At 65.5% G+C, this 23,111-nt stretch carries 21 protein-coding genes; 2 read left to right on the plus strand and 19 right to left on the minus strand.

Annotated elements, in window-relative coordinates; all coding sequences use genetic code 11:
* Positions 1-8 precede the first annotated feature (8 nt).
* The 15 genes from nuoH to FHR73_RS03470 form a co-directional block, all read right to left on the minus strand.
* Positions 9-1,019: an NADH-quinone oxidoreductase subunit NuoH gene (gene nuoH / locus FHR73_RS03400; RefSeq protein WP_183629571.1), complete on the minus strand. Its 1,011-nt coding sequence runs from the start codon at positions 1,017-1,019 to the stop codon at positions 9-11.
* Positions 1,016-3,733 carry an NADH-quinone oxidoreductase subunit NuoG gene (gene nuoG, locus FHR73_RS03405; protein ID WP_183629572.1) on the minus strand — a complete coding sequence of 906 codons (2,718 nt, stop codon included), beginning with the start codon at positions 3,731-3,733 and terminating at the stop codon, positions 1,016-1,018. Before nuoG ends, nuoH begins: the two co-directional genes overlap by 4 nt.
* A 140-nt stretch (positions 3,734-3,873) precedes the next feature.
* Positions 3,874-5,223: an NADH-quinone oxidoreductase subunit NuoF gene (nuoF, locus tag FHR73_RS03410; RefSeq protein ID WP_058790402.1), complete on the minus strand. Its 1,350-nt coding sequence runs from the start codon at positions 5,221-5,223 to the stop codon at positions 3,874-3,876.
* Positions 5,220-5,720 (minus strand): NADH-quinone oxidoreductase subunit NuoE, encoded by a 501-nt coding sequence (gene nuoE, locus FHR73_RS03415; protein WP_183629573.1) that lies wholly within the window; start codon positions 5,718-5,720, stop codon positions 5,220-5,222. The genes nuoF and nuoE overlap by 4 nt, the downstream gene beginning before the upstream one ends.
* Positions 5,721-5,722: 2 nt before the next feature.
* On the minus strand, positions 5,723-7,507 hold the full coding sequence (gene nuoC / locus FHR73_RS03420) for an NADH-quinone oxidoreductase subunit C/D (protein WP_017642311.1): 1,785 nt from the start codon (positions 7,505-7,507) through the stop codon (positions 5,723-5,725).
* A gap of 51 nt (positions 7,508-7,558) precedes the next feature.
* Positions 7,559-8,233: an NADH-quinone oxidoreductase subunit B family protein gene (locus FHR73_RS03425; RefSeq protein ID WP_007158886.1), complete on the minus strand. Its 675-nt coding sequence runs from the start codon at positions 8,231-8,233 to the stop codon at positions 7,559-7,561.
* A gap of 10 nt (positions 8,234-8,243) precedes the next feature.
* Positions 8,244-8,657 carry an NADH-quinone oxidoreductase subunit A gene (locus tag FHR73_RS03430; RefSeq protein WP_007158885.1) on the minus strand — a complete coding sequence of 138 codons (414 nt, stop codon included), beginning with the start codon at positions 8,655-8,657 and terminating at the stop codon, positions 8,244-8,246.
* A gap of 258 nt (positions 8,658-8,915) precedes the next feature.
* Positions 8,916-9,677 carry a secretin N-terminal domain-containing protein gene (locus FHR73_RS03435; RefSeq protein WP_183629574.1) on the minus strand — a complete coding sequence of 254 codons (762 nt, stop codon included), beginning with the start codon at positions 9,675-9,677 and terminating at the stop codon, positions 8,916-8,918.
* Positions 9,674-10,204 (minus strand): histone acetyltransferase HPA2, encoded by a 531-nt coding sequence (locus FHR73_RS03440; protein ID WP_183629575.1) that lies wholly within the window; start codon positions 10,202-10,204, stop codon positions 9,674-9,676. Before FHR73_RS03440 ends, FHR73_RS03435 begins: the two co-directional genes overlap by 4 nt.
* Positions 10,205-10,216: 12 nt before the next feature.
* On the minus strand, positions 10,217-11,395 hold the full coding sequence (locus tag FHR73_RS03445) for a cupin domain-containing protein (RefSeq protein WP_183629576.1): 1,179 nt from the start codon (positions 11,393-11,395) through the stop codon (positions 10,217-10,219).
* Between the two features lie 58 nt (positions 11,396-11,453).
* Positions 11,454-12,824, minus strand: coding sequence for an adenylosuccinate lyase (gene purB, locus FHR73_RS03450; RefSeq protein WP_183629577.1), 1,371 nt, complete (start codon positions 12,822-12,824; stop codon positions 11,454-11,456).
* An 87-nt stretch (positions 12,825-12,911) separates the two neighbouring features.
* Complete coding sequence (gene hflD / locus FHR73_RS03455) at positions 12,912-13,532, minus strand: high frequency lysogenization protein HflD (protein ID WP_183629578.1); 621 nt, start codon at positions 13,530-13,532, stop codon at positions 12,912-12,914.
* A complete protein-coding gene (mnmA, locus tag FHR73_RS03460; RefSeq protein ID WP_183629579.1) occupies positions 13,529-14,638 on the minus strand; it encodes a tRNA 2-thiouridine(34) synthase MnmA in 1,110 nt (369 codons plus the stop codon). The genes hflD and mnmA overlap by 4 nt, the downstream gene beginning before the upstream one ends.
* A gap of 1 nt (position 14,639) precedes the next feature.
* Positions 14,640-15,092: an NUDIX hydrolase gene (locus FHR73_RS03465; RefSeq protein WP_183629580.1), complete on the minus strand. Its 453-nt coding sequence runs from the start codon at positions 15,090-15,092 to the stop codon at positions 14,640-14,642.
* A gap of 129 nt (positions 15,093-15,221) precedes the next feature.
* The gene (locus FHR73_RS03470; protein WP_183629581.1) at positions 15,222-17,453 is read right to left on the minus strand and encodes an NADP-dependent isocitrate dehydrogenase; all 2,232 of its coding nucleotides are present in this window, start codon (positions 17,451-17,453) and stop codon (positions 15,222-15,224) included.
* Positions 17,454-17,876: 423 nt separating this feature from the next.
* Between FHR73_RS03470 and FHR73_RS03475 the strand changes: the two genes are divergently transcribed.
* Positions 17,877-18,086, plus strand: coding sequence for a hypothetical protein (locus tag FHR73_RS03475; RefSeq protein WP_007158876.1), 210 nt, complete (start codon positions 17,877-17,879; stop codon positions 18,084-18,086).
* A gap of 101 nt (positions 18,087-18,187) precedes the next feature.
* Here the strand turns inward: FHR73_RS03475 and FHR73_RS03480 are convergent, their stop codons facing one another.
* From FHR73_RS03480 to queD, 3 genes are all read right to left on the minus strand, one after another.
* Positions 18,188-18,370, minus strand: a complete 183-nt coding sequence (locus FHR73_RS03480) for a hypothetical protein (RefSeq protein WP_183629582.1) — start codon at positions 18,368-18,370, stop codon at positions 18,188-18,190.
* 141 nt (positions 18,371-18,511) lie between these two features.
* On the minus strand, positions 18,512-19,978 hold the full coding sequence (locus FHR73_RS03485) for an inorganic phosphate transporter (RefSeq protein ID WP_183629583.1): 1,467 nt from the start codon (positions 19,976-19,978) through the stop codon (positions 18,512-18,514).
* Between the two features lie 82 nt (positions 19,979-20,060).
* Complete coding sequence (gene queD, locus FHR73_RS03490; RefSeq protein ID WP_133861037.1) at positions 20,061-20,417, minus strand: 6-carboxytetrahydropterin synthase QueD; 357 nt, start codon at positions 20,415-20,417, stop codon at positions 20,061-20,063.
* A 172-nt stretch (positions 20,418-20,589) separates the two neighbouring features.
* On the opposite strand from queD, the gene FHR73_RS03495 reads away from it, so the two are divergent.
* Entirely contained in the window at positions 20,590-21,207 is a 618-nt protein-coding gene (locus FHR73_RS03495; RefSeq protein WP_183629584.1) for a hypothetical protein, read from the plus strand.
* Here FHR73_RS03495 and FHR73_RS03500 read toward each other — a convergent pair.
* Complete coding sequence (locus FHR73_RS03500; RefSeq protein WP_183629585.1) at positions 21,162-23,033, minus strand: ABC transporter ATP-binding protein; 1,872 nt, start codon at positions 23,031-23,033, stop codon at positions 21,162-21,164. The two genes, FHR73_RS03495 and FHR73_RS03500, sit on opposite strands and share 46 nt — an antisense overlap.
* Positions 23,034-23,111: the final 78 nt, after the last annotated feature.

The raw sequence follows: 23,111 nt of genomic DNA on the forward strand, positions 1-23,111 counted from the left end.
CGGATACCTCACTGGCCGATGGCCGGCGAGGCGCTGTAGAGCACCACCGCGCCGGTCACCAGCAGGTTGATCAGGGTCAGGGGCAGGCAGAACTTCCAGCTGAAGGCCATTACCTGGTCGTAGCGCGGACGCGGAATGGACGCGCGCAGCAGGATGAAGATCATGATGAAGAAGGCGGTCTTCAGGGCGAACCAGAAAAACGACAGCCAGGGCAGGGTGTCCAGGAAGGGACCGTGCCAGCCGCCGAAGAACAGGGTCACCAGCAGCGCCGAGATCAGCACGATGCCGATGTACTCGCCGACGAAGAACATGCCCCACTTCATGCCCGCGTATTCGATGTGGTAACCGTCGGCGAGCTCCTGCTCGGCCTCCGGCTGATCGAAGGGATGGCGGTGGGTGACGGCGATGCCGGCGATGAAGAAGGTGCAGAAGCCGAAGAACTGGGGAACGATGAACCACCAGCCCTGGTGCTGCGCCTCGACGATGTCCCTCATGTTGAAGGAACCCGTCACCGCGACGATGCCCATCACCGACAGACCCATGAACACCTCGTAGGAGAGGGTCTGGGCCGAGGCGCGCATGGCGCCCAGCAGCGAGAACTTGTTGTTGCTCGCCCAGCCGGCGAAGAGCACGGCATAGACGTTGACGCCGGCCATGGCGAAGAAGAACAGCAGGCCGACGTTCAGGTCCGCCACGCCCCAGGTGGGGGTGATCGGGATGACCGAGAAGGCCACCAGCAGCGAACCCATGGCGATCACCGGCGCCAGGCTAAAGATCATCTTGTCGGCGAACGGAGGCGTCCAGTCCTCCTTGAAGAACATCTTCAGCATGTCGGCACCGAGCTGAAAGGCGCCGAAGGGACCGACCCGGTTGGGGCCGTGGCGGTCCTGCCAGAGACCCAGCAGGCGCCGTTCGACGAAGCTCAGCAGCGCGCCGCAAATGACCACCGCCAGGAGGATGACGATGGCCTTGAGGATGCCGATCACCACGGCGATGAGGGTGGGGGTGAGCCAGGTCATGCCGCGGCCTCCTGCAGTCCTTCCACGGTGAGGCCGGCGAAGTCCACCGGAATCCCTTCGAAGCCGGCGGGCAGGCCGACCAGGCCAGCCGACAGCTCGGGCTTGATCTGCAGCGGCAGGCGCAATTCCTGGCCGGCGACCTGCAGGCGCAGCAGTGCGCCTTCGTTGACGCCCAGGCGGTCGGCATCGGCCTTGGCCAGCGCCACGTAGGCGGCCGGGATGCGCTCGCGCACCGGCTCGGCGCGCGAAGAGGTCTCTTCACTGCCGAACAGGTGGTACAGCGGCACGGCCTGGAAGCCGGACGCGTTATCGCGCACGACCGCGGCCGGGACGGCGAACCAGCCCAGGCGATCGCCCTGGGTCTCGATCAGGCGCACGCCCGGATCGCCAGCGCGCAGGTGACCACCGACCTCGTCCTGGAACTTGTTCCAAGCCTGGGGCGAGTTCCAGCCCGGCGACCAGGCGAAGGGGATCTGCTGACGCGGCTCGGCGCTGCCGGCATAGCCTTCCATGGAGAAGGCGAAGGCGGTGTCGGCGTCCTGGGGCGCACGCGGCTCGTGCACGCTGAGGTTGGCGCGCATGGAGGTGCGGCCACTGTAGCGATGCGGTTCGCGGGCGAGCTTGAGGCCCTTGACCCGGAAGCTGGCGTTGGGCGCGGCGTCGCGGATGCCGTCCAGTTGCGGGGCGGCGGTGGCCACGGCGTCGGTGACATGGTCCAGCTGGGTCCAGTCCACCGGACGGTTGTCCAGGGTGTTGCGCAGGGCGTGCAGCCAGCGCCAGCCTTCGCGGACCAGGCTGGAGGGATCGTAGTAGCTCGGCTCATAGACCTGGAAGAAGCGCTGGGCGCGACCTTCCTGGCTGACCAGGGTACCGTCGCCTTCGGCGAAGCTCGCCGCCGGCAGCACCAGATCGGCGCGCTGGGCGGTGGCGGTGCGCTGGTGATCCAGCACCACCAGCACCTGGGCGCGAGCCAGGGCCTGCTCCACCTGCTGGGCAGGGGCACGGCGATAGAGGTCGTTCTCCAGCACCACCAGGGCGTCGGCCTGGCCGTTTTCCAGGGCCGCGAAGGCGTCTTCGACGGACTCGCCGCCGTAGAGCGCCAGGCCCAGGCTGTTGGCTTCGGGCACCACCAGGCTCAGGGAGCCGGCCTTGCCCTTGGCGGCCAGGGCCTTGGCCAGGTTGGCGGCGGCCTCGATCAGCGCCGGCTCACCCAGGGAGGTACCGGACACCACCAGCGGACGTTCGGCCGCCAGCAGGGTTTCGGCTAGCAGGCGCGCCTGCTCGGCGACCTCGTCGCTCAGACCGTCGACGGCCGGAGCGCTGGCGTCGATGGCATGGGCTACGGCATGGCCGAAACGGGCCAGTTCCAGCGGCGAGCCATGCAGGCGGGCGTCGGCGACGTCGTCCAGGCGGGTGGCTGCCACGCTGGCGATGAACAGCGGATTGCGCTCGCTCTGGCCAATGTTCTGCACGGCCGCGTTGAGCCAGGGCTGGATCTTCTGCGCCGCGGCCATGGCCTCGGGCTTGCCCTTGACGGACTGCCGCAGGGACAGCGCCAGGCGGGCCGCGGTCTGGGTCAGATCCTCGCCGAGGACGAAGACGGCATCGTGCTTCTCCATGGCGCGCAGGGTCGGGACGGGCAGGGGGCTGTCCTTGAGCACCTGCAGGACCAGGCGCACGTTGGCCAGGTCACGGGCACTCATGCCGCTGGAGAAGTTCTCCGCGCCGACCAGCTCGCGCAGGGCGTGGTTGCTTTCCAGGCTGGCACGCGGCGAACCGATGCCGATCACCTTCTTGCCGCGCAGCAGCAGGGCGGCACGATCGAGGGCGGCGTCGATGCCGGTCTCCAGGCTGCCGTCCTTCAATAGGGCCTGGCGCGGACGATCCTTGCGATTGACATAGCCATAGCCGAAGCGGCCACGGTCGCAGAGGAAGTACTGGTTCACCGAGCCGTTGAAGCGGTTCTCGATGCGGCGCAGTTCGCCATAGCGCTCGCCGGGGCTGATGTTGCAGCCCGAGGAGCAGCCATGGCAGATGCTCGGGGCGAACTGCATGTCCCACTTGCGGTTGTAGCGCTCGGAGTGGGTCTTATCGGTGAACACCCCGGTGGGGCAGACCTCGGTCAGGTTGCCGGAGAATTCGCTCTCCAGGGCACCGTCCTCGACGCGGCCGAAGTAGACGTTGTCGTGGGCGCCGTAGACGCCCAGGTCGGTACCGCCGGCATAGTCTTTGTAATAGCGCACGCAGCGATAGCAGGCGATGCAGCGGTTCATCTCGTGAGCGACGAACGGGCCGAGGTCCTGGTTCTGGTGGGTACGCTTGGTGAAGCGATAGCGGCGCTTGTTGTGGCCTGTCATCACCGTCATGTCCTGCAGGTGGCAGTGGCCGCCTTCTTCGCAGACCGGACAGTCGTGGGGATGGTTGGTCATCAGCCATTCGATGACCGAGCTGCGGAATTCCTTGGCTTCGGCGTCTTCGATGGAGATGTAGGTCTTGTCGCTGGACGGGGTCATGCAGGACATGACCAGGCGCCCGCGGGTGTCATTCTCGTCGGCGAACTGCTTGACCGCGCACTGGCGGCAGGCGCCGACGCTGCCCAGCGCCGGGTGCCAGCAGAAATAGGGGATGTCGAGCCCCAGGGACAGGCAGGCTTCGAGGAGGTTATCCGCCCCGTCGACCTCGTACGTCTTGCCGTCTACGTGGATAGTGGCCATAGGGTTTTCTTCTCACCCGCGCGGGGCGGGTCTGGCTAATGGGAAAACGTTCGCGCCGCCCTGACGATCGCCAGAGGCGGCGCCGGCCGGAGCGGGTCCGGCCAGAAAGCGATGGGAGCGGCCCCCGTGGGGGCCGGTCCTCAGGTCACGCTCGCCGAAGCAGTCGGTCGCGGCTCGCTGGGCGCCTTGCGCACACCGGCCTCGAACTCTTCGCGGAAATACTTGATGGCACTACCCAGGGGCTCGACGGCGCCCGGTGCGTGGGCACAGAAGGTCTTGCCCGGGCCGAGGAAGTTGACCAGTTGCAGCAGGGTGTCCAGATCGCCCTGTTGTCCCTCGCCCTTTTCCAGGCTGCGCAGGAGCTTGACGCTCCAGGGCAGCCCGTCGCGGCAGGGGGTGCACCAGCCACAGGATTCGCGGGCAAAGAACTCTTCCATGTTGCGCAGCAGCGAGACCATGTTGACGCTGTCGTCCACGGCCAGGGCCAGCCCGGTACCCATGCGGGTGCCGACTTTGCCGATGCCGCCGGCGTACATCTGCGCCGAGAGGTGCTCGGGCAGCAGGAAGCCGGTACCGGCGCCACCGGGCTGCCAGCACTTGAGCGTGAAGCCGTCGCGCATGCCGCCGGCGTAGTCCTCGAACAGTTCCTGGGCGGTGATGCCGAAGGGCAATTCCCAGACGCCGGGATTCTTCACCTTGCCGGAGAAGCCCATGAGCTTGGTGCCCATGTCTTCGCTGCCTTCGCGGGCCAGACTCTTGTACCAGTCGACGCCACCCGCGACGATGCCCGGCACGTTGCACAGGGTCTCGACGTTGTTGACGCAGGTCGGCTTGCCCCAGACGCCGACGGCGGCGGGGAAGGGCGGCTTGGAGCGCGGGTTGGCGCGGCGGCCTTCCAGGGAGTTGATCAGCGCGGTCTCTTCGCCACAGATGTAGCGACCGGCGCCGGTGTGGACGAACAGCTCGAAGTCGAAGCCGCTGCCGAGGATGTTCTTGCCCAACAGGCCGGCAGCCTTGGCTTCTTCCACCGCGCGCCGCAGGTTGGCGGCGGCGTCGACGTACTCGCCGCGCAGGAAGATGTAGCCGCGATAGGCCTTGAGCGCCCGGGCACTGATCAGCATGCCCTCCACCAGCAGGTGCGGCAGCTGCTCCATGAGCAGGCGGTCCTTCCAGGTGTTGGGCTCCATCTCGTCCGCGTTGCACAGCAGGTAGCGGATATCGAGGGATTCGTCCTTGGGCATCAGGCCCCACTTCACGCCGGTGGGGAAGCCCGCACCGCCGCGGCCTTTGAGACCGGAGTCCTTGACTTCCTGGACGATGGCGTCGGGCGCCAGCTCGGTCAGCGCCTTGCGCGCGGCGGCATAGCCGTCCTTCGCCTGGTATTCCTCCAGCCAGACCGGGGCGCCGTCTTCACGCAGGCGCCAGGTCAGGGGATGGGTCTCGGGAGTACGGGCGATGCTGTTGGCAGGCCCGAAGGAGGTCAGTCTCATGCGTATCCCTCCAGCAGTTTGGCCACGCCCGCAGGTTGGACATCGCCATGGGTGTCGTCGTCGATCATCAGTGCCGGGGCCTTGTCGCAATTGCCCAGGCAGCAGACCGGCAGCAGGGTAAAGCGGCTGTCGGTGGTGGTCTGGCCCAGGCCGATGCCCAGCTGGCGCTGGATCTCGCCGACCACGGATTCGTGGCCGCCGATGTAGCAGGTCATGCTGTCGCACACCCGGATGATGTGGCGGCCGACCGGCACGCGAAAGATCTGGCTGTAGAAGGTCGCCACGCCCTCGACGTCGCTGGCGGGAATGCTCAGTACTTCGCCGATGGCATAGATGGCGCCATCCGGCACCCAGCCACGTTCCTTCTGGACGATCTTCAGGGCTTCGATGGACGCCGCGCGCGGGTCCTCGTAGTGATGCATCTCGTGCTCGATGGCCGAGCGCTCGGTTTCGCTCAGGACGAAACGGTCGGTTTGGATCAGGGTTTCGGTGCTCATGCTCAGCGGTCCACGTCGGCCATGACGAAGTCGATACTGCCCAGGTAGGCAATCAGGTCGGACACCATGCTGCCGCGGATGACGGCCGGGATCTGCTGCAGGTGCGGGAAGCTCGGCGTCCGGATGCGGGTGCGGTAGCTCATGGTGCTGCCATCGCTCGTCAGGTAGTAGCTGTTGGCGCCCTTGGTCGCCTCGATCATCTGGAAGGCTTCGCCGGCCGGCATGACCGGACCCCAGGACACTTGCAGGAAGTGGGTGATCAGGGTCTCGATGTGCTGCAGGGTGCGCTCCTTGGGCGGCGGCGTGGTCAGCGGGTGATCCGCCTTGTACGGGCCCTCGGGCATGTGCTGCAGGCACTGCTCGATGATGCGCAGGCTCTGGCGCATCTCCTCGACGCGCAGCATGCCGCGGTCGTAGCAGTCGCCGTTGTGGGCGATGGGCACTTCGAATTCGAAGTTCTCGTAGCCGGAGTAGGGGCGGGCCTTGCGCAGGTCGAAGTCCAGGCCGGTCGCGCGCAGGTTGGGGCCGGTGACACCCCACTCCAGGGCTTCCTTGGTGTTGTAGACGGCGACGTTCTTGGTCCGGCCGATGAGGATGCTGTTTTTCATCGCGGCCTTTTCGTACTCGTCCAGACGCTTGGGCATCCAGTCGAGGAATTCGCGGACCAGCTTGTCCCAGCCGCGCGGCAGGTCGTGGGCGACGCCGCCGATGCGGAACCAGGCGGGGTGCATGCGGAAGCCGGTGATGGCCTCGATCACCTTGTAGGCGCGCTGGCGGTCGGTGAAGGTAAAGAACACCGGGGTCATGGCGCCGACGTCCTGGATATAGGTACCCAGGTACAGCAGGTGGCTGTTGATGCGGAAGAACTCGGCCATCATCACGCGGATGAAGTCGACCCGCGACGGCACCTTGATGCCGGCGAGCTTTTCCACCGACAGGACGTAGGGCAGGTTGTTCATCACCCCGCCCAGGTAATCGATCCGGTCGGTATAGGGGATGTAGCTGTGCCAGGATTGGCGCTCGGCCATCTTCTCGGCACCGCGGTGGTGGTAGCCGATCTCCGGCACGCAGTCGACGATCTCCTCGCCGTCCAGCTGCAGGATGATGCGGAAGGCACCGTGGGCGGAGGGGTGGTTCGGGCCCAGGTTGAGGAACATGAAGTCGGAATTCTCCGCATGCTCCTTCATGCCCCATTCCTCGGGCTTGAATCTCAGGGTTTCCTGTTCGAGATCCTGCTTGGCGGCGTTCAGCGCATAGGGATCGAACTCGGTGGCGCGCGCCGGATAGTCCTTGCGCAGCGGATGACCCTGCCAGTTGTCGGCCATCAGCATGCGCTTGGGCAGCGGGTGACCGTCGAAATGGATGCCGTACATGTCCAGCACTTCCCGCTCGTACCAGTTGGCATTGGGGAAGATGCCGGTGGCGGTGGGCAGGCGCAGGTCGTTGGCGGACAGGGCCACCTTGAGCATCACATCGCTGTTACGGTCGATGGACAGCAGGTGGTAGAAAACGGTGAAGTCCGCGTTGGGCAGACCGCGGCGGTGAGTCCGCAGACGCTCGTCCACGCCATGCAGGTCATAGAGCATGACGTAGGGGCGGGGCAGGTTGCGCAGGAAGCGCAGTACTTCGATGATTCTTTCGCGCGCCACCCAGATCACCGGCATGCCGGTACGGGTGTCTTGCAGGGTCAGGGCGTCGGCGCCGAATTGGCCCTGGAGTTCGCCAACCACCGACGCTTCGCCGGCAGGGGCGAGCGCAGAGGCGGACAGAGCGGTGTCTGCGGTCATGATGTTCCGTCGCTAATCGATCGTCGTCAGCGTGCAGGTCCCGGAAGGGACCTACACTTCGTCTGGGCTGCGCAGGTTGGTGACCTGGATGCGGCGCTCGCGGTTCTGCTCGCGCTGCGAAGGCATCTCGGCGCGGTAGATACCCTGGTCGCCCACCACCCAGGACAGGGGGCGGCGCTCTTCACCGATGGAGTCCTGCAGGAGCATCAGGCCCTGGAGGAAGGCTTCGGGGCGAGGCGGGCAGCCGGGCACGTAGACGTCGACGGGCAGGAACTTGTCCACGCCCTGAACGACCGAGTAGATGTCGTACATACCGCCGGAGTTGGCGCAGGCGCCCATGGAGATCACCCACTTGGGTTCCAGCATCTGCTCGTACAGGCGCTGGATGACCGGGGCCATCTTCATGAAGGGGGTGCCGGCGATGACCATGAAGTCGGCCTGACGCGGCGAGGCCCGGATGACTTCGGCGCCGAAGCGGGCGATGTCATGGGGCGCCGTGAAGGCGGTGGTCATTTCCACATAGCAGCAGGACAGGCCGAAGTTGTACGGCCACAGGGAGTTCTTACGTCCCCAATTGACCGCGCCCCGCAGGACATCTTCGAGCTTGCCCATGAAGATGCTGCGGTTGACCTGACTTTCGACGGGGTCGGCTACGGTTTCCCGCTGGCCGGCCGGATAGCGGTCTACTGCCGCATCGGGATCGATCCGGGTGAGATTGTATTGCATTGCCAAAGCCTCATTGTTTCGACTTCGCCTGCCGCTCGCGACGGCTCGCAGGCGCCCAATCGAGCGCTCCGATTCGCCACAGGTAGACAAGACCCGCCAACAGAATTGCTATGAAAATGGAGGCTTCCACGAAGCCGGCCCATCCCGATTCACGGATGGACACCGACCAGGCGAAGAGAAAGAGGGCTTCGACGTCGAAGATCACGAAGAGCATCGCGACCAGGTAGAACTTGGCAGAGAGACGGAGACGGGCACCCCCGGTGGGGACGATGCCGGACTCGAAGGGGTCGTTCTTGCTGCGGCCCACGGCTTTGCTGCCGAGCAGGCTCGAGACTCCGAGCATGAAGGCGATCAGACCAACCACGCCCAGGAGAAATACCGCGAAGCTCCAGTTGTGGGTCAGTAGGCTGATCGACTCAGACATGCTTTGAATCCTTAATTATTGGGTATCAGGCGCTATCAGTGCGACACGGTGTCGCAAGACAGACAGATTTTATGCTCTATCGATTCATTCTGTAAATTTATTGGTCCAAAAAGATTCTATTGGACTGCTTTGAATCAAACTAAACGGAACTTCAAGTTTATTTGAGAATGAATATAAGAATTATTCTCAAATAAGTTCTTTCCGTTCCTGTGTCCTAGATTGCCGGCAGCTGCAGGAGTTCTACCGTTCGCCGCTTTGCTAGTCGACGAGATCGGCACGAATGCTCAACTGACGGTCGTTACGGCCCTCGGTCGAGTAGTAGCGGGTAAGGCCGTTCTGGTCGCCCTCCACCTGCTGGCGGAAGCCGCCCAGATCCAGCCATTGGCCCAGGGGGCCGCTGATGCGGGTGGCGGCGCTCTGGGTCTGCACCGTGCCCGGGCGCATGGCGGCGGCCCGATCGTCGACGCTGTTGATGTCCAGGTGCACCAGATTGCCGCTCAGGCGGGCAGTGACCTGAAAGCCCCGTTCGAGGCGGCGGTAATCGGTCTGGGCGGAGCTCTGACCATAGGGCGAGGTCTGGTAGGTGGTCACCGGCACGTCTTCGCCGAAGCGGATGAAGGCGGGGTAGCCCTCCGTGACCTGGACGCGCTGGGCACCATCCTCCTTCTGGTCGGTGCTGTCCTCGATGATGCGTACCTGGGGCGAACGCAGGTTGCCGTTTACCGAATAACCCTGACTGGCGCCCGAGCTGCCGGCGCGGGTGGCCAGGGTGATGAGCAGGCGCCGGGGCTGGGTATCCAGCTGGGCCAGCAGATTCTTGATCTCGGCCAGCTTGGCCGGCTCGGCGTTGACGATCAGCTGATTGCCATAGACGTTGATTTTGCCTTCGCTGCCCAGGACAGCCTGCAGGGTAGGCAGCAGATCGTCGGCGGTGCGGTATTGCAGGGGAATGACTTCGGTACGAGGGGCGGCCCAGGCAGTGGCCGTCAACAGCAGCAGAATCGCCAGCAGGCCCTTCACAGCACCATCCTCCGCAATTCCTGATCCGCCTGGCTGATCGCCCAGAGGCGATCGAAGACCTGCTGCTGGACCTTGACGGCGGCGCGGTCGCCATAGCGGACGAAGCCGGTGGGGGCGCTGCCCGTGCGCCGCAGCAGGGCCTGGTCGTCGACGATCAGGCAGCTGCCTTCCGGTTGCCGATCGGGCGGTGGCCGCCGGATCAGCAGATTGCTGGTCAGGCGCTGCGCCAGGGCGATGAGTCGATGGCCCTGGCGCACGGCACTGGCGCTGTCGTTGATCAGGATGCGCACCTGATGCCGCGGATGGCCCAGCAGCAGGCGCTTGATCGCCGCCTCGACCGCGAGGTTGTCATAGAGCGGTCCCTCCAGATCGGGCGTCTGGAGGCACAGCTGGCGGCTGGCTTGAGCGATGAGGCGGACGCCGTGCTCACGCAGGGCGTCCAGGCCTTCGAGGCGCAGGGCGAAGTCCTGGCCGAGCTGGGGTTCGGGCAGGCCGTCCAGGGTCAGATCGGCAAAGGACTCGTCCACGGCGGCTCCCTATCACTCGTCGTCGTCTTCTCCGGCGAAGATCAGACTGCCCTGCTGGAGCAGCTCGCGGATCAGACGCATGGCGTCTTCGTCCTGCAGCCAGGGCGCGAGATTGGCCTCGTGCAGGACCTCCGCCGAGCATAGCAGGTCGAGCAGCGGTTGCAGTCGCATGGGCAGCAGGCGGCTCTGGCCGCTGGCGAAGACCATCACCTCGTCTTCCATGCGACTCCAGGCGATGCGCCCGCTGGGATTGCGCATCAGCAGGCCGCCTTCGTCGAGCTCCTTGCGCAGCTGCTTGGCGCTGAGGTTTTCCCCGGCGACCCGCTCCGGATAGCGCGGCTCGGTCATGTGCTGGCCGAACCAGGCCAGCAACAGGCGATCGTCGCTCAGGTGGCGCTCCATCAGACCGCGCAGGCGCTCGATGGCCTCGGGCGGGATCTCCGCCGGATGCGCGCTGGCCGGTGCGCAACCGGCGTCGCTGTAGCGCTCGTCCTCGGGAATGAACTGGGCGAGGAAGTCGGTGAAGTGGGTGAGCACCTCGCCGGCGCTGGGCGCGCGGAAGCCGATGGAGTAGGTCATGCACTCGTCTTCGGCGATGCCGTCGTGGGCCAGACCCGGCGGCAGGTAGAGCATGTCACCCGGTTCCAGGACCCATTCGTCGGTCTGCTGGAAATCAGCGAGGATCTTCAGCTCCAGGCCATCGATCAGCGGGCTGTCGGCGCTGCACGGCTGGCCGATGCGCCAGCGGCGGCGGCCATGGCCCTGCAGCAGGAAGACGTCATAGTGATCGTAGTGCGGGCCGACACCGCCACCGGGGGCGGCATAGCTGACCATGATGTCGTCGACGCGCCAGTTGGGCAGGAAACGGAAGGACTCCAGCACCTCGGCCACCTCGGGCACGAACTGGTCGACCGATTGCACCAGCAGGGTCCAGTCCCGCTCGGGCAGGCCGGCGAAGGTGTCTTCCGGCAGCGGGCCGCGGCGCAGCTCCCAGGTCCGGTCCTGGCCGATGATCAGGCGGGATTCGATTTCCTCTTCCAGCGACAGGCCGGCCAGTTCGTCGGGTTCCAGGGGATTCTGGAAGTCCGGGAGGGCCTGGCGGATCAGCAGGGGTTTCTGCTGCCAGTAGTCGCGGAGGAATTCTCGGGCGGTCAGGCCGCCGAGCAGTTGCAGGGGTTGATCCGGGTTCATGCACACCTCGCGCAATGAAAAACGCCCGGCGAGGCCGGGCGCAGAAAAGTGGCCAGCCTCAGACCCGGCGGGCCTGCTCGGCGGCGTTGCCGATATAGCCGGCCGGGGTCAGCTGGCGCAGTTCCGCCTTGGCGGCCTCGGGGATTTCCAGGCCGTCGATGAAGTCCTGCAGGGCGCTGGCGCTGATGCCCTTGCCACGGGTCAGCTCCTTGAGCTTCTCGTAGGGATTGGCCACGCCATAGCGGCGCATCACGGTCTGCACCGGCTCGGCCAGGACTTCCCAGCAGGCGTCCAGGTCTTCGGCGATGCGGGCGGCGTTGAGTTCCAGCTTGCTGATGCCCTTGAGGGTGGCTTCGTAGGCGATCACGCCGTGGGCCAGGCCGGTGCCCAGGTTGCGCAGCACGGTGGAGTCGGTCAGGTCGCGCTGCCAGCGGGAGATCGGCAGCTTGCTGGCCAGGTGCTGGAGGATCGCGTTGGCGATACCCAGGTTGCCTTCGGAGTTCTCGAAGTCGATGGGATTGACCTTGTGCGGCATGGTCGAGGAGCCGATCTCGCCGGCTACGGTCTTCTGCTTGAAGTAGCCGAGGGAGATGTAGCCCCAGATGTCCCGGTCGAAGTCGATCAGGATGGTGTTGAAGCGGGCGATGGCGTCGAACAGCTCGGCGATGTAGTCGTGCGGCTCGATCTGGGTGGTGTAGGGATTCAGGGTCAGGCCGAGGTCGCCTTCGATGAAGGTGCGCGCATTGGCTTCCCAGTCTACGTCCGGGTAGGCGGACAGGTGGGCGTTGTAGTTGCCCACGGCGCCGTTGATCTTGCCCAGCGGGCGGACGGCGGCGATCTGCTCGATCTGGCGCTCCAGGCGATAGACCACGTTGGCCAGTTCCTTGCCCAGGCTGGTGGGGGAGGCGGGCTGGCCATGGGTGCGCGAGAGCATGGGCACGTCGGCGAAGCGGTGGGCCAGCACGCGGATCTCGCCGGCGATCTGGCGCATCAGCGGCAGCAGCACCTGGTCACGGCCTTCGCGCAGCATCAGCGCATGGGACAGGTTGTTGATGTCCTCGGAGGTGCAGGCGAAGTGGATGAATTCGCTCACCGCGGCCAGTTCCGGCAGGCCAGCGACCTCTTCCTTGAGCAGGTACTCGATGGCCTTGACGTCGTGGTTGGTGGTGCGCTCGATGTCCTTGACCCGCTGCGCCTGCTCGACGCTGAAGTCGGTGGCCAGCTTGTTCAGCAGGGCATTGGCCTGGGCGGAGAAGGGTGCGACCTCGGGAATGCCCGCGTGGGCGGCCAGGCGCTGCAGCCAGCGGACCTCGACCTGGGCGCGGAAACGGATCAGACCGAATTCGCTGAAGATGGGGCGCAGGGCGGCGGTCTTGCCGGCGTAACGGCCGTCGATGGGCGATACGGCGGTGAGCGAGGAGAGCTGCATGGGCATTCTCTTGGTAGCGGGGGAGAAAGGGGCGGAATTCTACACGCAAAGGCCGGCGCTTTAGTACCGCCACCGGCCGGTCCGGGATCACCCGTTGCGCAGGGGATAGAGGTTGTCGAGCAGCTTGCGACGATTGAGCACCAGCTGCCAGCGATGACCGCCGAGCTGGCGCCACAGGCGGGCGGAGCGGATGCCAGCCAGCAGCAGGGCGCGCACCCGCGAGGCGGTGGCGGACTGCTGCAGGTAGCGCATCTCGCCGTGCACCTGGATGCGCTGCTTGAAGGTGCTCAGGGTGTCCTCGTAGAGGCCTCCGCAGGCGGCGATGACGTTTTCGTGGGCCACTCCGAAGTGCTCGACCTGGGACTGGATCGTGGTTAGGCGCCGGCCGATGAGGTCGAGCAGGTCGCCCCGCTTCTCCAGCTTGCGTTCCAGGGCGGTCATCGCCAGGGCATAGCGCAGGGGCTCGCGCTGCAGGCTGTTGGGATTGCGCTCCAGGGTGCTGGACAGGGCGCCCAGGCCCTCGCGCAGGGGCGCGACACTGCCGCCGTAGACGTCCAGGGTGCTGCCCGGATCGCGCACCAGCAGGCTGCCGAGCAGGCAGGCCAGGGGTTCTTCCGCGACCTGGCCGGTGCGCGCCAGTTGGTCGACCAGCAGGGCGGCCTGGAAGACACCGCCCAGGGCGATGAGTTGTTCCTGGGTACGATTCATGCGGCGGGCGCCTCGGCGCAGGCGGGTTGATAGTGTTCGATCACGCCGCCGCCCAGGCAGACGTCGCCGTCGTAGAAGACCACCGACTGGCCAGGGGTCACGGCGCGCTGGGGTTCGTCGAAGACCACCCGGTAGCCGACGCCCTGGCGTTCGATCCGGCAGGGCTGGTCCTGCTGGCGATAGCGGACCTTGGCGGTGAGGCGGCGCGGCTGGGCGAGCTCCAGGTCATTGACCCAGAACATCTCGCTGACGGTCAGCGCCTCGGCGAACAGCCAGGGGTGGGCATTGCCCTGGCCGACGATCAGCACATTGCGCGTCAGGTCCTTGCTCAGCACGTACCAGGGATCGTCACCGGCGTCCTTCATGCCACCGATGCCCAGGCCCTGGCGCTGGCCGATGGTGTGGTACATCAGGCCGTGGTGGCGGCCGATGACCTCGCCGGTAGTGGTCTCGATGTCGCCCGGCTGGGCCGGCAGGTACTGCTTGAGGAAGTCGCTGAAGCGGCGCTCGCCAATGAAGCAGATGCCGGTGGAGTCCTTCTTGCGCGCGGTGGCCAGGCCATGCAGTTCGGCGATGGCGCGGACCTCGGGCTTTTCCAGCTCGCCCACCGGGAAGAGGGTGCGCGCCAGCTGCTCGCCGCCCACGGCGTGGAGGAAATAGCTCTGGTCCTTGTTGGCATCCAGTCCCTTGAGCAGCAGGGTCTGGCCGTCGACGTCGCGACGGCGCACATAGTGGCCGGTGGCGATCAGGTCGGCGCCCAGGGCCAGGGCGTAGTCGAGGAAGGCCTTGAACTTGATCTCGCGGTTGCAGAGGATGTCCGGATTCGGTGTCCGGCCGGCCTTGTATTCGGCGAGGAAGTGCTCGAAGACGTGGTCCCAGTACTCGGCGGCGAAGTTGGCCGTGTGCAACGTGATGCCGATGCGGTCGCAGACCGCCTGGGCGTCGGCCAGGTCTTCCTTGGCGGTGCAATACTCGGTGCCGTCGTCCTCGTCCCAGTTCTTCATGAACAGGCCCTCGACCTGATAGCCCTGCTCCTTGAGCAAGAGGGCCGAGACCGAGGAATCCACTCCGCCGGACATGCCGACGATGACGCGGGTGCCGTTCACTTCAAAAACCTCTCATATCTACGATCATCGACAGGGGATAGCGGTGGCCGTCCAGGTATTTCTCGATGGCGTCCAGGACCAGGGGGCTGCGCAGCCGCGCCTGCTCGGCGCGAATCTCGTCGAGCGTCAGCCACACCGCGCGGGTGATGTCGGCGTCCAGTGCGCGCCCGGGCTCGTGGGCCAGGGGCCGGGCATGGAAGGCCGTGCGGTAGTAGGTGACGCCATTGGCCGGCGCGACATAGAGGCCGATGCCGATCACGCCCTGGATCTCCACCTGCCAGGCGGTTTCTTCCAGGGTCTCGCGCCGCGCGGCCTCGATCAGGCTCTCGCCCGGCTCCAGGTGCCCGGCCGGCTGGTTGAGCACCAGGCGACCCTGCTTCTCTTCTTCCACCAGCAGGAAGCGACCGGCGTCTTCCACCACGGTGGCCACGGTGACGTGGGCGTGCCAATCCATCTCGGACTCCGCTATCGGTAATCGCGCAGTATACGCCTTAAGCTTTGCGTGCCCCAAATGCAGCGAACCCCGGCCGGGGCCGGGGTTCGCTGTGATCACCCATAAAGGCTGCGGGCGCAGCCCTCAGGTTCAGCCTTTGAGCTGTTCCAGGGCGGCGTTGAGCGTGGCGCTCGGACGCATGGCCTGGCGGGTCTTGGCCTGGTCGGGGTGGTAGTAGCCACCGATGTCCACGGCCTGGCCCTGGACGCCGTTCAACTCGGCGACCACCTTGGCTTCGTCGGCGGTCAGCGACTTGGCCACCGGTGCGAACTGGGCCTTGAGCTCGGCGTCTTCGCTTTGCTCGGCCAGCGCCTGGATCCAGTACAGCGCCAGGTAGAAGTGACTGCCGCGGTTGTCCAGTTCACCGGCCTTGCGCGACGGCGACTTGTTGCTGTCGAGGAACTGGCCGTTGGCCTGGTCCAGGGTCTTGGCCAGGATCTTAGCCTTGGCATTGCCGGTGGTCTCGCCCAGGTGGTTCAGGGATTCGGCCAGGGCCAGGAACTCGCCCAGGGAATCCCAGCGCAGGTGGTTTTCCTGCACGAACTGCTGGACGTGCTTGGGCGCGGAGCCGCCGGCGCCGGTCTCGAACAGGCCGCCGCCGTTCATCAGCGGGACGATGGACAGCATCTTGGCGCTGGTGCCCAGTTCCATGATGGGGAAGAGGTCGGTCAGGTAGTCACGCAGGACGTTGCCGGTCACCGAGATGGTGTCCTCGCCCTTGCGGATGCGCTCCAGGGAGACACGGGTGGCTTCCTCGGGCGCCAGGACACGGATGTCCAGGCCGTTGGTGTCGTGATCCTTGAGGTAGCGTTCGACCTTGGCGATGACCTGGGCGTCGTGGGCGCGATTCTGGTCCAGCCAGAAGATCGCCGGGGTGCCGCTGGCACGGGCGCGGTTGACGGCCAGCTTGACCCAGTCCTGGATCGGCGCGTCCTTGGTCTGGCACATGCGCCAGATGTCACCGGCCTCGACCGGATGCTCGAAGACCACCTTGCCCTGGTCGTCGGTCACGCGCACGTTGCCGTCGGTGGGGATCTGGAAGGTCTTGTCGTGGGAACCGTATTCCTCGGCCTTCTGCGCCATCAGACCGACGTTGGGCACGCTGCCCATGGTGCTGGGGTTGAAGGCGCCGTGCTGCTTGCAGTCCTCGATCACTACCTGGTAGACGCCGGCATAGCAGCGGTCGGGGATGATGGCCTTGGTGTCCTGCAGGTTGCCTTCGGTGTTCCACATCTTGCCGGAGTCACGGATCATGGCCGGCATGGAGGCGTCGACGATGACGTCGCTCGGTACGTGCAGGTTGGTGATGCCCTTGTCGGAGTTGACCATGGCCAGCGCCGGACGCTGGGCGTACTGGGCGTCGAAATCGGCCTTGATGGCGGCCTGGGTGGCTTCCGGCAGGCTGGACAGGCGGGCGTAGAGGTCGCCGATGCCGTTGTTGCGGTCGAAGCCGGCTTCTTTCAGGGCGGCTTCGTGCTTGGCCAGCACGTCCTTGTAGAACTCGCCGACGATGATGCCGAACATGATGGGGTCGGAGACCTTCATCATGGTGGCCTTCAGGTGCACGGAGAACAGCACGCCCTTGGCCTTGGCGTCTTCGATCTGGGCGGCGATAAAGCTCTGCAGGGCCTTGCGGCTCATGGTCGAGGCATCGACGATCTCGCCGGCCTTGACCACGGTCTTCTCTTTCAGGACCTTGCTGCTGCCGTCCTTGCCGATCAGTTCGATCTTCAGGCTGCCGGCGTTCTCGATAGTGGCCGAGCGCTCGCTGCCATAGAAGTCATGGGCGTCCATGTGGGCGACGTGGGACTTAGAGTCGGCGCTCCAGGCACCCATGCGATGGGGGTGCTTGCGGGCATAATTCTTGACCGACAGCGGCGCGCGGCGGTCGGAGTTGCCTTCGCGCAGGACCGGGTTCACGGCGCTGCCCTTGACCTTGTCGTAGCGTGCCTTGACGTCCTTTTCCTTGTCGTCCTTGGGCTCGTCCGGATAATCCGGCAGGGCGTAGCCCTGGCCCTGCAGTTCCTTGATCGCGGCCTTGAGCTGCGGTACCGAGGCGCTGATGTTGGGCAGCTTGATGATGTTGGCTTCGGGAGTGGTGGCCAGTTCGCCGAGTTCGGCGAGGTGGTCGGAGATGCGCTGCTCTTCCTTCAGGTGCTCGGGGAAGAGGGCGATGATGCGGCCGGCAAGGGAGATGTCACGGGTTTCGAGGGCGACGCCGGAGGAGGCGGTGATGGCCTCGACGATGGGTAGCAGCGAATAGGTCGCCAGGGCGGGCGCTTCGTCGGTCAGGGTGTAGATGATCTTCGACGTGGTGGACATGTCTTGCTTTAACTCCTCTTTATCACAGCTGTGGCGCGAAGCCGGGCGAGCGAGGATCGACCCTTGAGTCGATAGACGCCCCAAGAAGGCGTTATCGGGCCGCGCGACAGGCGCGGCGGCGATGGACGTGCGATGCGACAAAGCGTCGCTGCGGAAATTGCGGGATCGGCCGATACAGCCAGCGGAACCGGCAGGGCCTGCAGCGACCCGTCAGTCGGCGGAGTATACCAGCGCGGCGCCTGGCGTGCATTCGCGCCACCGCGGCCTGGCTGCGGAGAGATGTTGCCGATGTGACGGGTCCGGTAGAAGCGATCAGCTGCATCGAGCAACCAGGTCAAGAGACTTGACCATTCGACGGCTGGCGCTGCACGGCAGTTGCTTAAGGGACTAAACTATTGCCCCTCTTAATCTGATGAGGTCGTTATGAAAACCAAGGACAATGCGTCCAAGAGTCGTTCCTGGGCTATCGTCGGGCTGGAAACGCTCGTCATCGTTGCCCTGTCGCTGTACGTCGCCTTTGGCGCCGGGCTGTTCATCAAGCACCACTGCTGGGACACCCTGACCCCGCAGCAGCAAGACCAGATCCTCGAGCAGATGAGCCGCAGTGCTCAGGAAAATACCCTGCTCACCTGATTCGCCTCCGTTCGAATCCCTTCCTTTCAAACAATAAGAATCCTTCTTTTTTCTCCCGCGCACTCCCTGGGTGTCGAGGTGGCCTCGTCACGTCCGCAGCGCTAGCAGACCATGTGTTTGCCCGGACTCACGGGGGCGGTGGGCGTTGCCGTGGGCAGCTCCCTGGGCGCAGACGTGGTCGCGGGTCTGGCGCGGCGTGCCAGGCGCAGCATGGCCCAGAGTATGGCCAGCGCCAGGGCCAGCCAGCCAAGTACCAGAAGAAGGATGTAGGTCGCAGGAGTCATTGACGTTCACCGTACGGCTGTCTCGGAAAGGTGTCTCTGCTGGGACACATTTCACTAGACTCGTCAATAGCTATCCTGTTCAGGCTTTCCCGACGAGGGGTCCGACCGGGCGCCGCTCGCGCGGGGCCCGGTCGGTACGGGTCACAGGAACAGGTGCGCCAGCCAGAACAGGCCGGCGGAGAGGGACATGGAGGCCGGCAGGGTCAGGACCCAGGCCATGAGGATGTTGCGCACCGTGCTGCCCTGCAGGCCGCTGCGGTTGGCGACCATGGTGCCGGCCACGCCCGAGGACAGCACGTGGGTGGTGGAGACGGGCAGGGCAAAGACGTTGGCCATGCCGATGGCGGCCACGGCCGTCACCTGGGCGCTGACGCCCTGGGCATAGGTCATGCCCTGGCGCCCGATCTTCTCGCCCACGGTGAGCACCACGCGGCGCCAGCCGACCATGGTGCCGATGCCCAGGGCCAGGGCGACCGCGATGATGACCCAGAAGGGCGCGTATTCGGTGGTGCTGGTGAGGTCCTTGCGCAGGCGGCTGAGGTCGTCGCGATCGCGTGCGGTGAGCACCGGCAGCTTGCTCACCTTCTTGGCGGTGTCGTCCAGGCACAGCAGGTAGCGGCGCACCTGCTGGCGATGGTCGTCGCTCATGGCGCGGTAGTCGGTGATGCCTTCCAGATCGGCCAGCAGTGCCTGCAGGGTCGGCACGGTCATGTGCGGGGCACAGCGGAATTCCTGGGGCAGGTCGCGATTGCCGGGCACTTCGGCGAGGAAGTCCTTGAGGTTGTCGCCCTGGCGCTCATAGAACTGGCCCAGGTGGATGGCCGCGTCGCGGGTGCGCTCGATCTGGTAGGTGGTGCTGTCCAGGTCCAGCACGAACTTGGCCGGGACTATGCCGATCAGTACCAGCATGATCAGGCCGATGCCTTTCTGGCCGTCGTTGGAGCCGTGCACGAAGCTCATGCCCATGGCCGAGAGGACCAGCATCAGGCGATTCCAGAAGGGCGGGTGCTTCTTGGCATCCAGTTCGCGACGCTGTTCCGGGGTCTTGTGCATCTTCGACAGCGGGCGCCAGCGCTTGAGGGCGAGCAGCAGCAGACCGGCGACGGCGAAGCCGGCCAGTGGCGAGAAGATCAGCGACAGGCCGATGTCGATCGCCTTCTGCCAGTTCACGCCCTCGCTCACCGGCAGGCCGGTCAGCAGGGCGTTGGTCACGCCGACGCCGAGGATGGAGCCGATCAGGGTGTGGGAGCTGGAGGCGGGGATACCGAAGTACCAGGTGCCCAGGTTCCAGGTGATGGCCGCGGCGAGCAGCGAAAACACCATGGCCAGACCGTGACCGGTGTTGACGTTGATCAGCAGTTCCACCGGCAGCAGGTGGACGATGGCATAGGCGACGCCGACCCCGCCGAGCAGCACACCGAGGAAATTGAAGATGCCGGAGAAGAACACCGCGAGGTGCGGTGGCATCGCCTTGGTGTAGATCACCGTGGCGACGGCGTTGGCGGTGTCGTGGAAGCCGTTGATGAATTCAAAGGCCAGCACAAAGGCCAGGGCCAAGACGAGGCTGATGGCGACCCAGGCGTGGAGTCCGCTGAAAAGTTCGAACATGGGGATACGTCGACAGTTGGCAGGCGCGAATTATGGCAGAAAAATGACTGCCGCCATCGCCGCCTTGAATGGGAGGGGCGAATTAGTCGCCGCGGTAAATGCAGCCGCAGGTGCAGGTCTCGTGGACGCGAACCTGGCTGAGCTCGGGCAGCAGGGGCTTGAGCTGTTGCCAGATCCAGCGCGCGAGCACTTCGCTGGTGGGATTCTCGAGGCCCGGGATGTCGTTCAGATAGTGATGGTCGAGACGCTCGTACAGGGGTTTGAAGACCGTCTTGATGTCGGCGAAATCCCGGACCCAGCCGGTATGAGGGTCGATGGCACCCTCGAGGTGCAGGCCTACCTTGAAGGAATGCCCATGGAGACGACCGCACTTGTGCCCGGCCGGAACATTGGGCAAGAAGTGTGCGGCTTCGAAAACGAATTCTTTGAAAATTTCCACGATAACCACTCGCGTTGGGCCACGGTGTGTGGCGGCTGCGGGGCGGCAGTCTATCAGCTCGGCAGCGGCTTGCCGAACCTCCGGCTGCAGGCGCCGGGACCGGCGGAATTCCGATTTGCCTTCGCCGGCGGGCTTAGGCAGTCTCCCGGTCTTTGTCCGGACGAGATTCCCTATGCGCAGCAGCAATCCCCGTACCTTCTGGGTGCTCCTTGGCCTGGCCGCCGTCTTCGGCCTCGTCGGTCTGATCGGCAATCAGGTGGGATGGGAGCGCGTGGAGATCGGCTACCGGACGGTACCGTCGCCCAGCGGCCTGGACATCGGCGGGGCGGGGCAGGTCATCACCGGCTTGCCGTCGCTGTGCATCGCCCTGGCGCTGGTCACGGTGGTGACGGCGCTGATCATCCGCGGTGGCCAGCGCTTCCGTTCGCGGCTGCCCCTGCCGGTGACGGCGGGCATTCTCTGGGTGCTGCTGGCGGGCCTGCTGGTGCTCTTCTATCCCAGCACCCTGGCGTTCCAGTGGGAGAATCATCGCAGTGCCGCGGATATCGACTTCTATGTGCTGCAGGAGCGCCACGGTCCGTTCCAGGGTACGGCGCAGAAGAGCCAGCGCCTCAGCTACTACCAGGACTGCGGCAAGACCGGGCAGGCCGCCTGCCCGGTGTTCGAGTGCGTGGTGGAGAAGCGCAGCTGGCTGGGCGGCCTGCAGAAGATCGAAGGCTTCTATCCGGGCCTGGACCAGCAGCGTCAGCTGGAGCTGCTGCGCACCCGCTGCCTGCCCGGCACGCCATGACCGACGAAGCCGCCGGTCTGGTGGCGCCATAGGCGGGCATAGAGACCGTTGTAGGCGATCAGCTCGTCGTGGGAGCCCATCTCGACGATCTGGCCGCGCTCCATGACCACCAGCCGGTCCATGCGCGAGATGGTCGACAGCCGGTGGGCGATGGCGATCACCGTCTTGCCTTCCATCAGGGTTTCCAGGCTTTCCTGGATCGCCGCTTCCACCTCGGAATCGAGGGCGGAGGTGGCTTCGTCCAGCAGCAGGATCGGCGCGTCCTTGAGCAGGGTGCGGGCGATGGCGATGCGCTGGCGCTGGCCCCCGGAGAGCTTGACGCCGCGTTCGCCCACCTGGGCGTCCAGGCCGGTGCGGCCATGGGCGTCGGTGATGCGGGCGATGAAGTCGTCGGCCTTGGCCTTGCGCAGGGCGGCGTGCAGCTCTTCATCGGTGGCTTCGGGACGGCCGTAGAGCAGATTCTCGCGGATCGAGCGGTGCAGCAGGGAGGTGTCCTGGGTGACCACGCCGATCTGGCATCTCAGGCTTTCCTGGGTGACATGGGCGATGTCCTGACCGTCGACCAGGATGCGACCGCCTTCCAGATCATAGAGGCGCAGGAGCACGTTGATCAGCGTCGACTTGCCGGCGCCCGAGGGCCCGACCAGGCCGATCTTCTCGCCCGGGGCCACGTCGAGGGTCAGGCCCTCGATGATGCCGGCGCCCTTGCCGTAGTGGAAGGCGATGTCCTCGAAGAGCACCGCGCCGCGGGTCACCTGCAACGGCTTGGCGTCCTCGGCATCGCCGACCTGGCGCGGCTTGGCGATGGTGCTCATGCCATCCTGCACCATGCCGATGTTCTCGAAGATGCCGTTGACCACCCACATGATCCAGCCGGACATGCTGTTGATGCGGATCACCAGGCCGGTGGCCAGGGCGATGGCGCCGACGGAGATGACGCCCTGGTGCCAGAGCCAGAGGGCGAGGCCGGTGGTGCCGGCGATCAGGAAGCCGCTGAGAATGGCGATGGTTACGCCCATGGCGGTGATCAGCCGGGCGGCGCTCTCGGCCTTTTCGGTCTGCTCTTCCATGGCCTGGCGGGCGTATTGCTCTTCCTGGGCCGAGTGGGAGAACAGCTTGAGGGTGGAGATGTTGGTGTAGCCGTCGACGATACGCCCGGAGAGTTGCGAGCGGGCTTCGGAGGCGATGGCCGAACGCTCCTTGGTCTGGGGCACGAAATACCAGAGGGCGATGATGTAGCCGATGATCCAGAGGATCAGCGGGACCATCAGCCAGACATCGGCCTGGGCGAACAGGATCAGCGAGGTGACGGCGAAGATCAGCACGTGCCAGATGGCGTCCACCGCCTGCACCGCCGAATCGCGCAGGGAGACGCCCGTCTGCATGATGCGGCTGGAGATGCGCCCGGCGAAGTCGCTGTGGAAGAAGCCCAGGCTCTGCTTGAGCACGTAGCGATGGTTCTGCCAGCGGATCAGGGTGGTGAGGCTGGGGGTGATGGTCTGGTGCACCAGCAGGTCGTGCAGGCTGATGAACAGGGGTCGGATGACCAGGGTGACCACCGCCATCCAGATCAGGGTGCCACCGTGTTCCTGGAAGAACACCGTGCTGTTGGGCGCGCTGCCGGCCAGGTCGACGATCTGGCCGATGAAGTTGAACAGGGCGACCTCGACGAGGGCGCCGATCAGCCCCACTGCCAGCAGCAGGGCGAAGGCCGGCCAGGCTTGCTTGAGGAAGTGGAGATAGAAGGCGCCAATGCCAGTGGGCGGCATTTCATCGGGGGCTTCCCGAAACGCATCGATGATGCGTTCGAAGCGGCGAAAGATCATGCGGGGTCCTTGTGAGGGGGAGACGGCGTCTCGCACTGGGGCCTCGCCTGGTTTACCGGACGACCGCCAGCGGATCGT

This window comes from Pseudomonas sp. AS2.8 (assembly GCF_014190935.1).
GTDB lineage: Bacteria > Pseudomonadota > Gammaproteobacteria > Pseudomonadales > Pseudomonadaceae > Chryseomonas.

Bases quoted from the DNA above. Each gene is read 5' to 3' on its own strand.
- FHR73_RS03470 (WP_183629581.1), bottom strand. From the start codon at position 17,453: ATGTCCACCACGTCGAAGATCATCTACACCCTGACCGACGAAGCGCCC.
- FHR73_RS03430 (WP_007158885.1), bottom strand. From the start codon at position 8,657: ATGTCTGAGTCGATCAGCCTACTGACCCACAACTGGAGCTTCGCGGTA.
- FHR73_RS03485 (WP_183629583.1), bottom strand. From the start codon at position 19,978: ATGTTCGAACTTTTCAGCGGACTCCACGCCTGGGTCGCCATCAGCCTC.
- FHR73_RS03475 (WP_007158876.1), top strand. From the start codon at position 17,877: ATGAAAACCAAGGACAATGCGTCCAAGAGTCGTTCCTGGGCTATCGTC.
- nuoG (WP_183629572.1), bottom strand. From the start codon at position 3,733: ATGGCCACTATCCACGTAGACGGCAAGACGTACGAGGTCGACGGGGCG.
- FHR73_RS03500 (WP_183629585.1), bottom strand. From the start codon at position 23,033: ATGATCTTTCGCCGCTTCGAACGCATCATCGATGCGTTTCGGGAAGCC.
- nuoE (WP_183629573.1), bottom strand. From the start codon at position 5,720: ATGAGCACCGAAACCCTGATCCAAACCGACCGTTTCGTCCTGAGCGAA.
- FHR73_RS03465 (WP_183629580.1), bottom strand. From the start codon at position 15,092: ATGGATTGGCACGCCCACGTCACCGTGGCCACCGTGGTGGAAGACGCC.
- hflD (WP_183629578.1), bottom strand. From the start codon at position 13,532: ATGAATCGTACCCAGGAACAACTCATCGCCCTGGGCGGTGTCTTCCAG.
- nuoH (WP_183629571.1), bottom strand. From the start codon at position 1,019: ATGACCTGGCTCACCCCCACCCTCATCGCCGTGGTGATCGGCATCCTC.
- FHR73_RS03425 (WP_007158886.1), bottom strand. From the start codon at position 8,233: ATGCAATACAATCTCACCCGGATCGATCCCGATGCGGCAGTAGACCGC.
- FHR73_RS03480 (WP_183629582.1), bottom strand. From the start codon at position 18,370: ATGACTCCTGCGACCTACATCCTTCTTCTGGTACTTGGCTGGCTGGCC.
- FHR73_RS03445 (WP_183629576.1), bottom strand. From the start codon at position 11,395: ATGAACCCGGATCAACCCCTGCAACTGCTCGGCGGCCTGACCGCCCGA.
- FHR73_RS03495 (WP_183629584.1), top strand. From the start codon at position 20,590: ATGCGCAGCAGCAATCCCCGTACCTTCTGGGTGCTCCTTGGCCTGGCC.
- nuoC (WP_017642311.1), bottom strand. From the start codon at position 7,507: ATGACCGCAGACACCGCTCTGTCCGCCTCTGCGCTCGCCCCTGCCGGC.
- purB (WP_183629577.1), bottom strand. From the start codon at position 12,824: ATGCAGCTCTCCTCGCTCACCGCCGTATCGCCCATCGACGGCCGTTAC.
- nuoF (WP_058790402.1), bottom strand. From the start codon at position 5,223: ATGAGACTGACCTCCTTCGGGCCTGCCAACAGCATCGCCCGTACTCCC.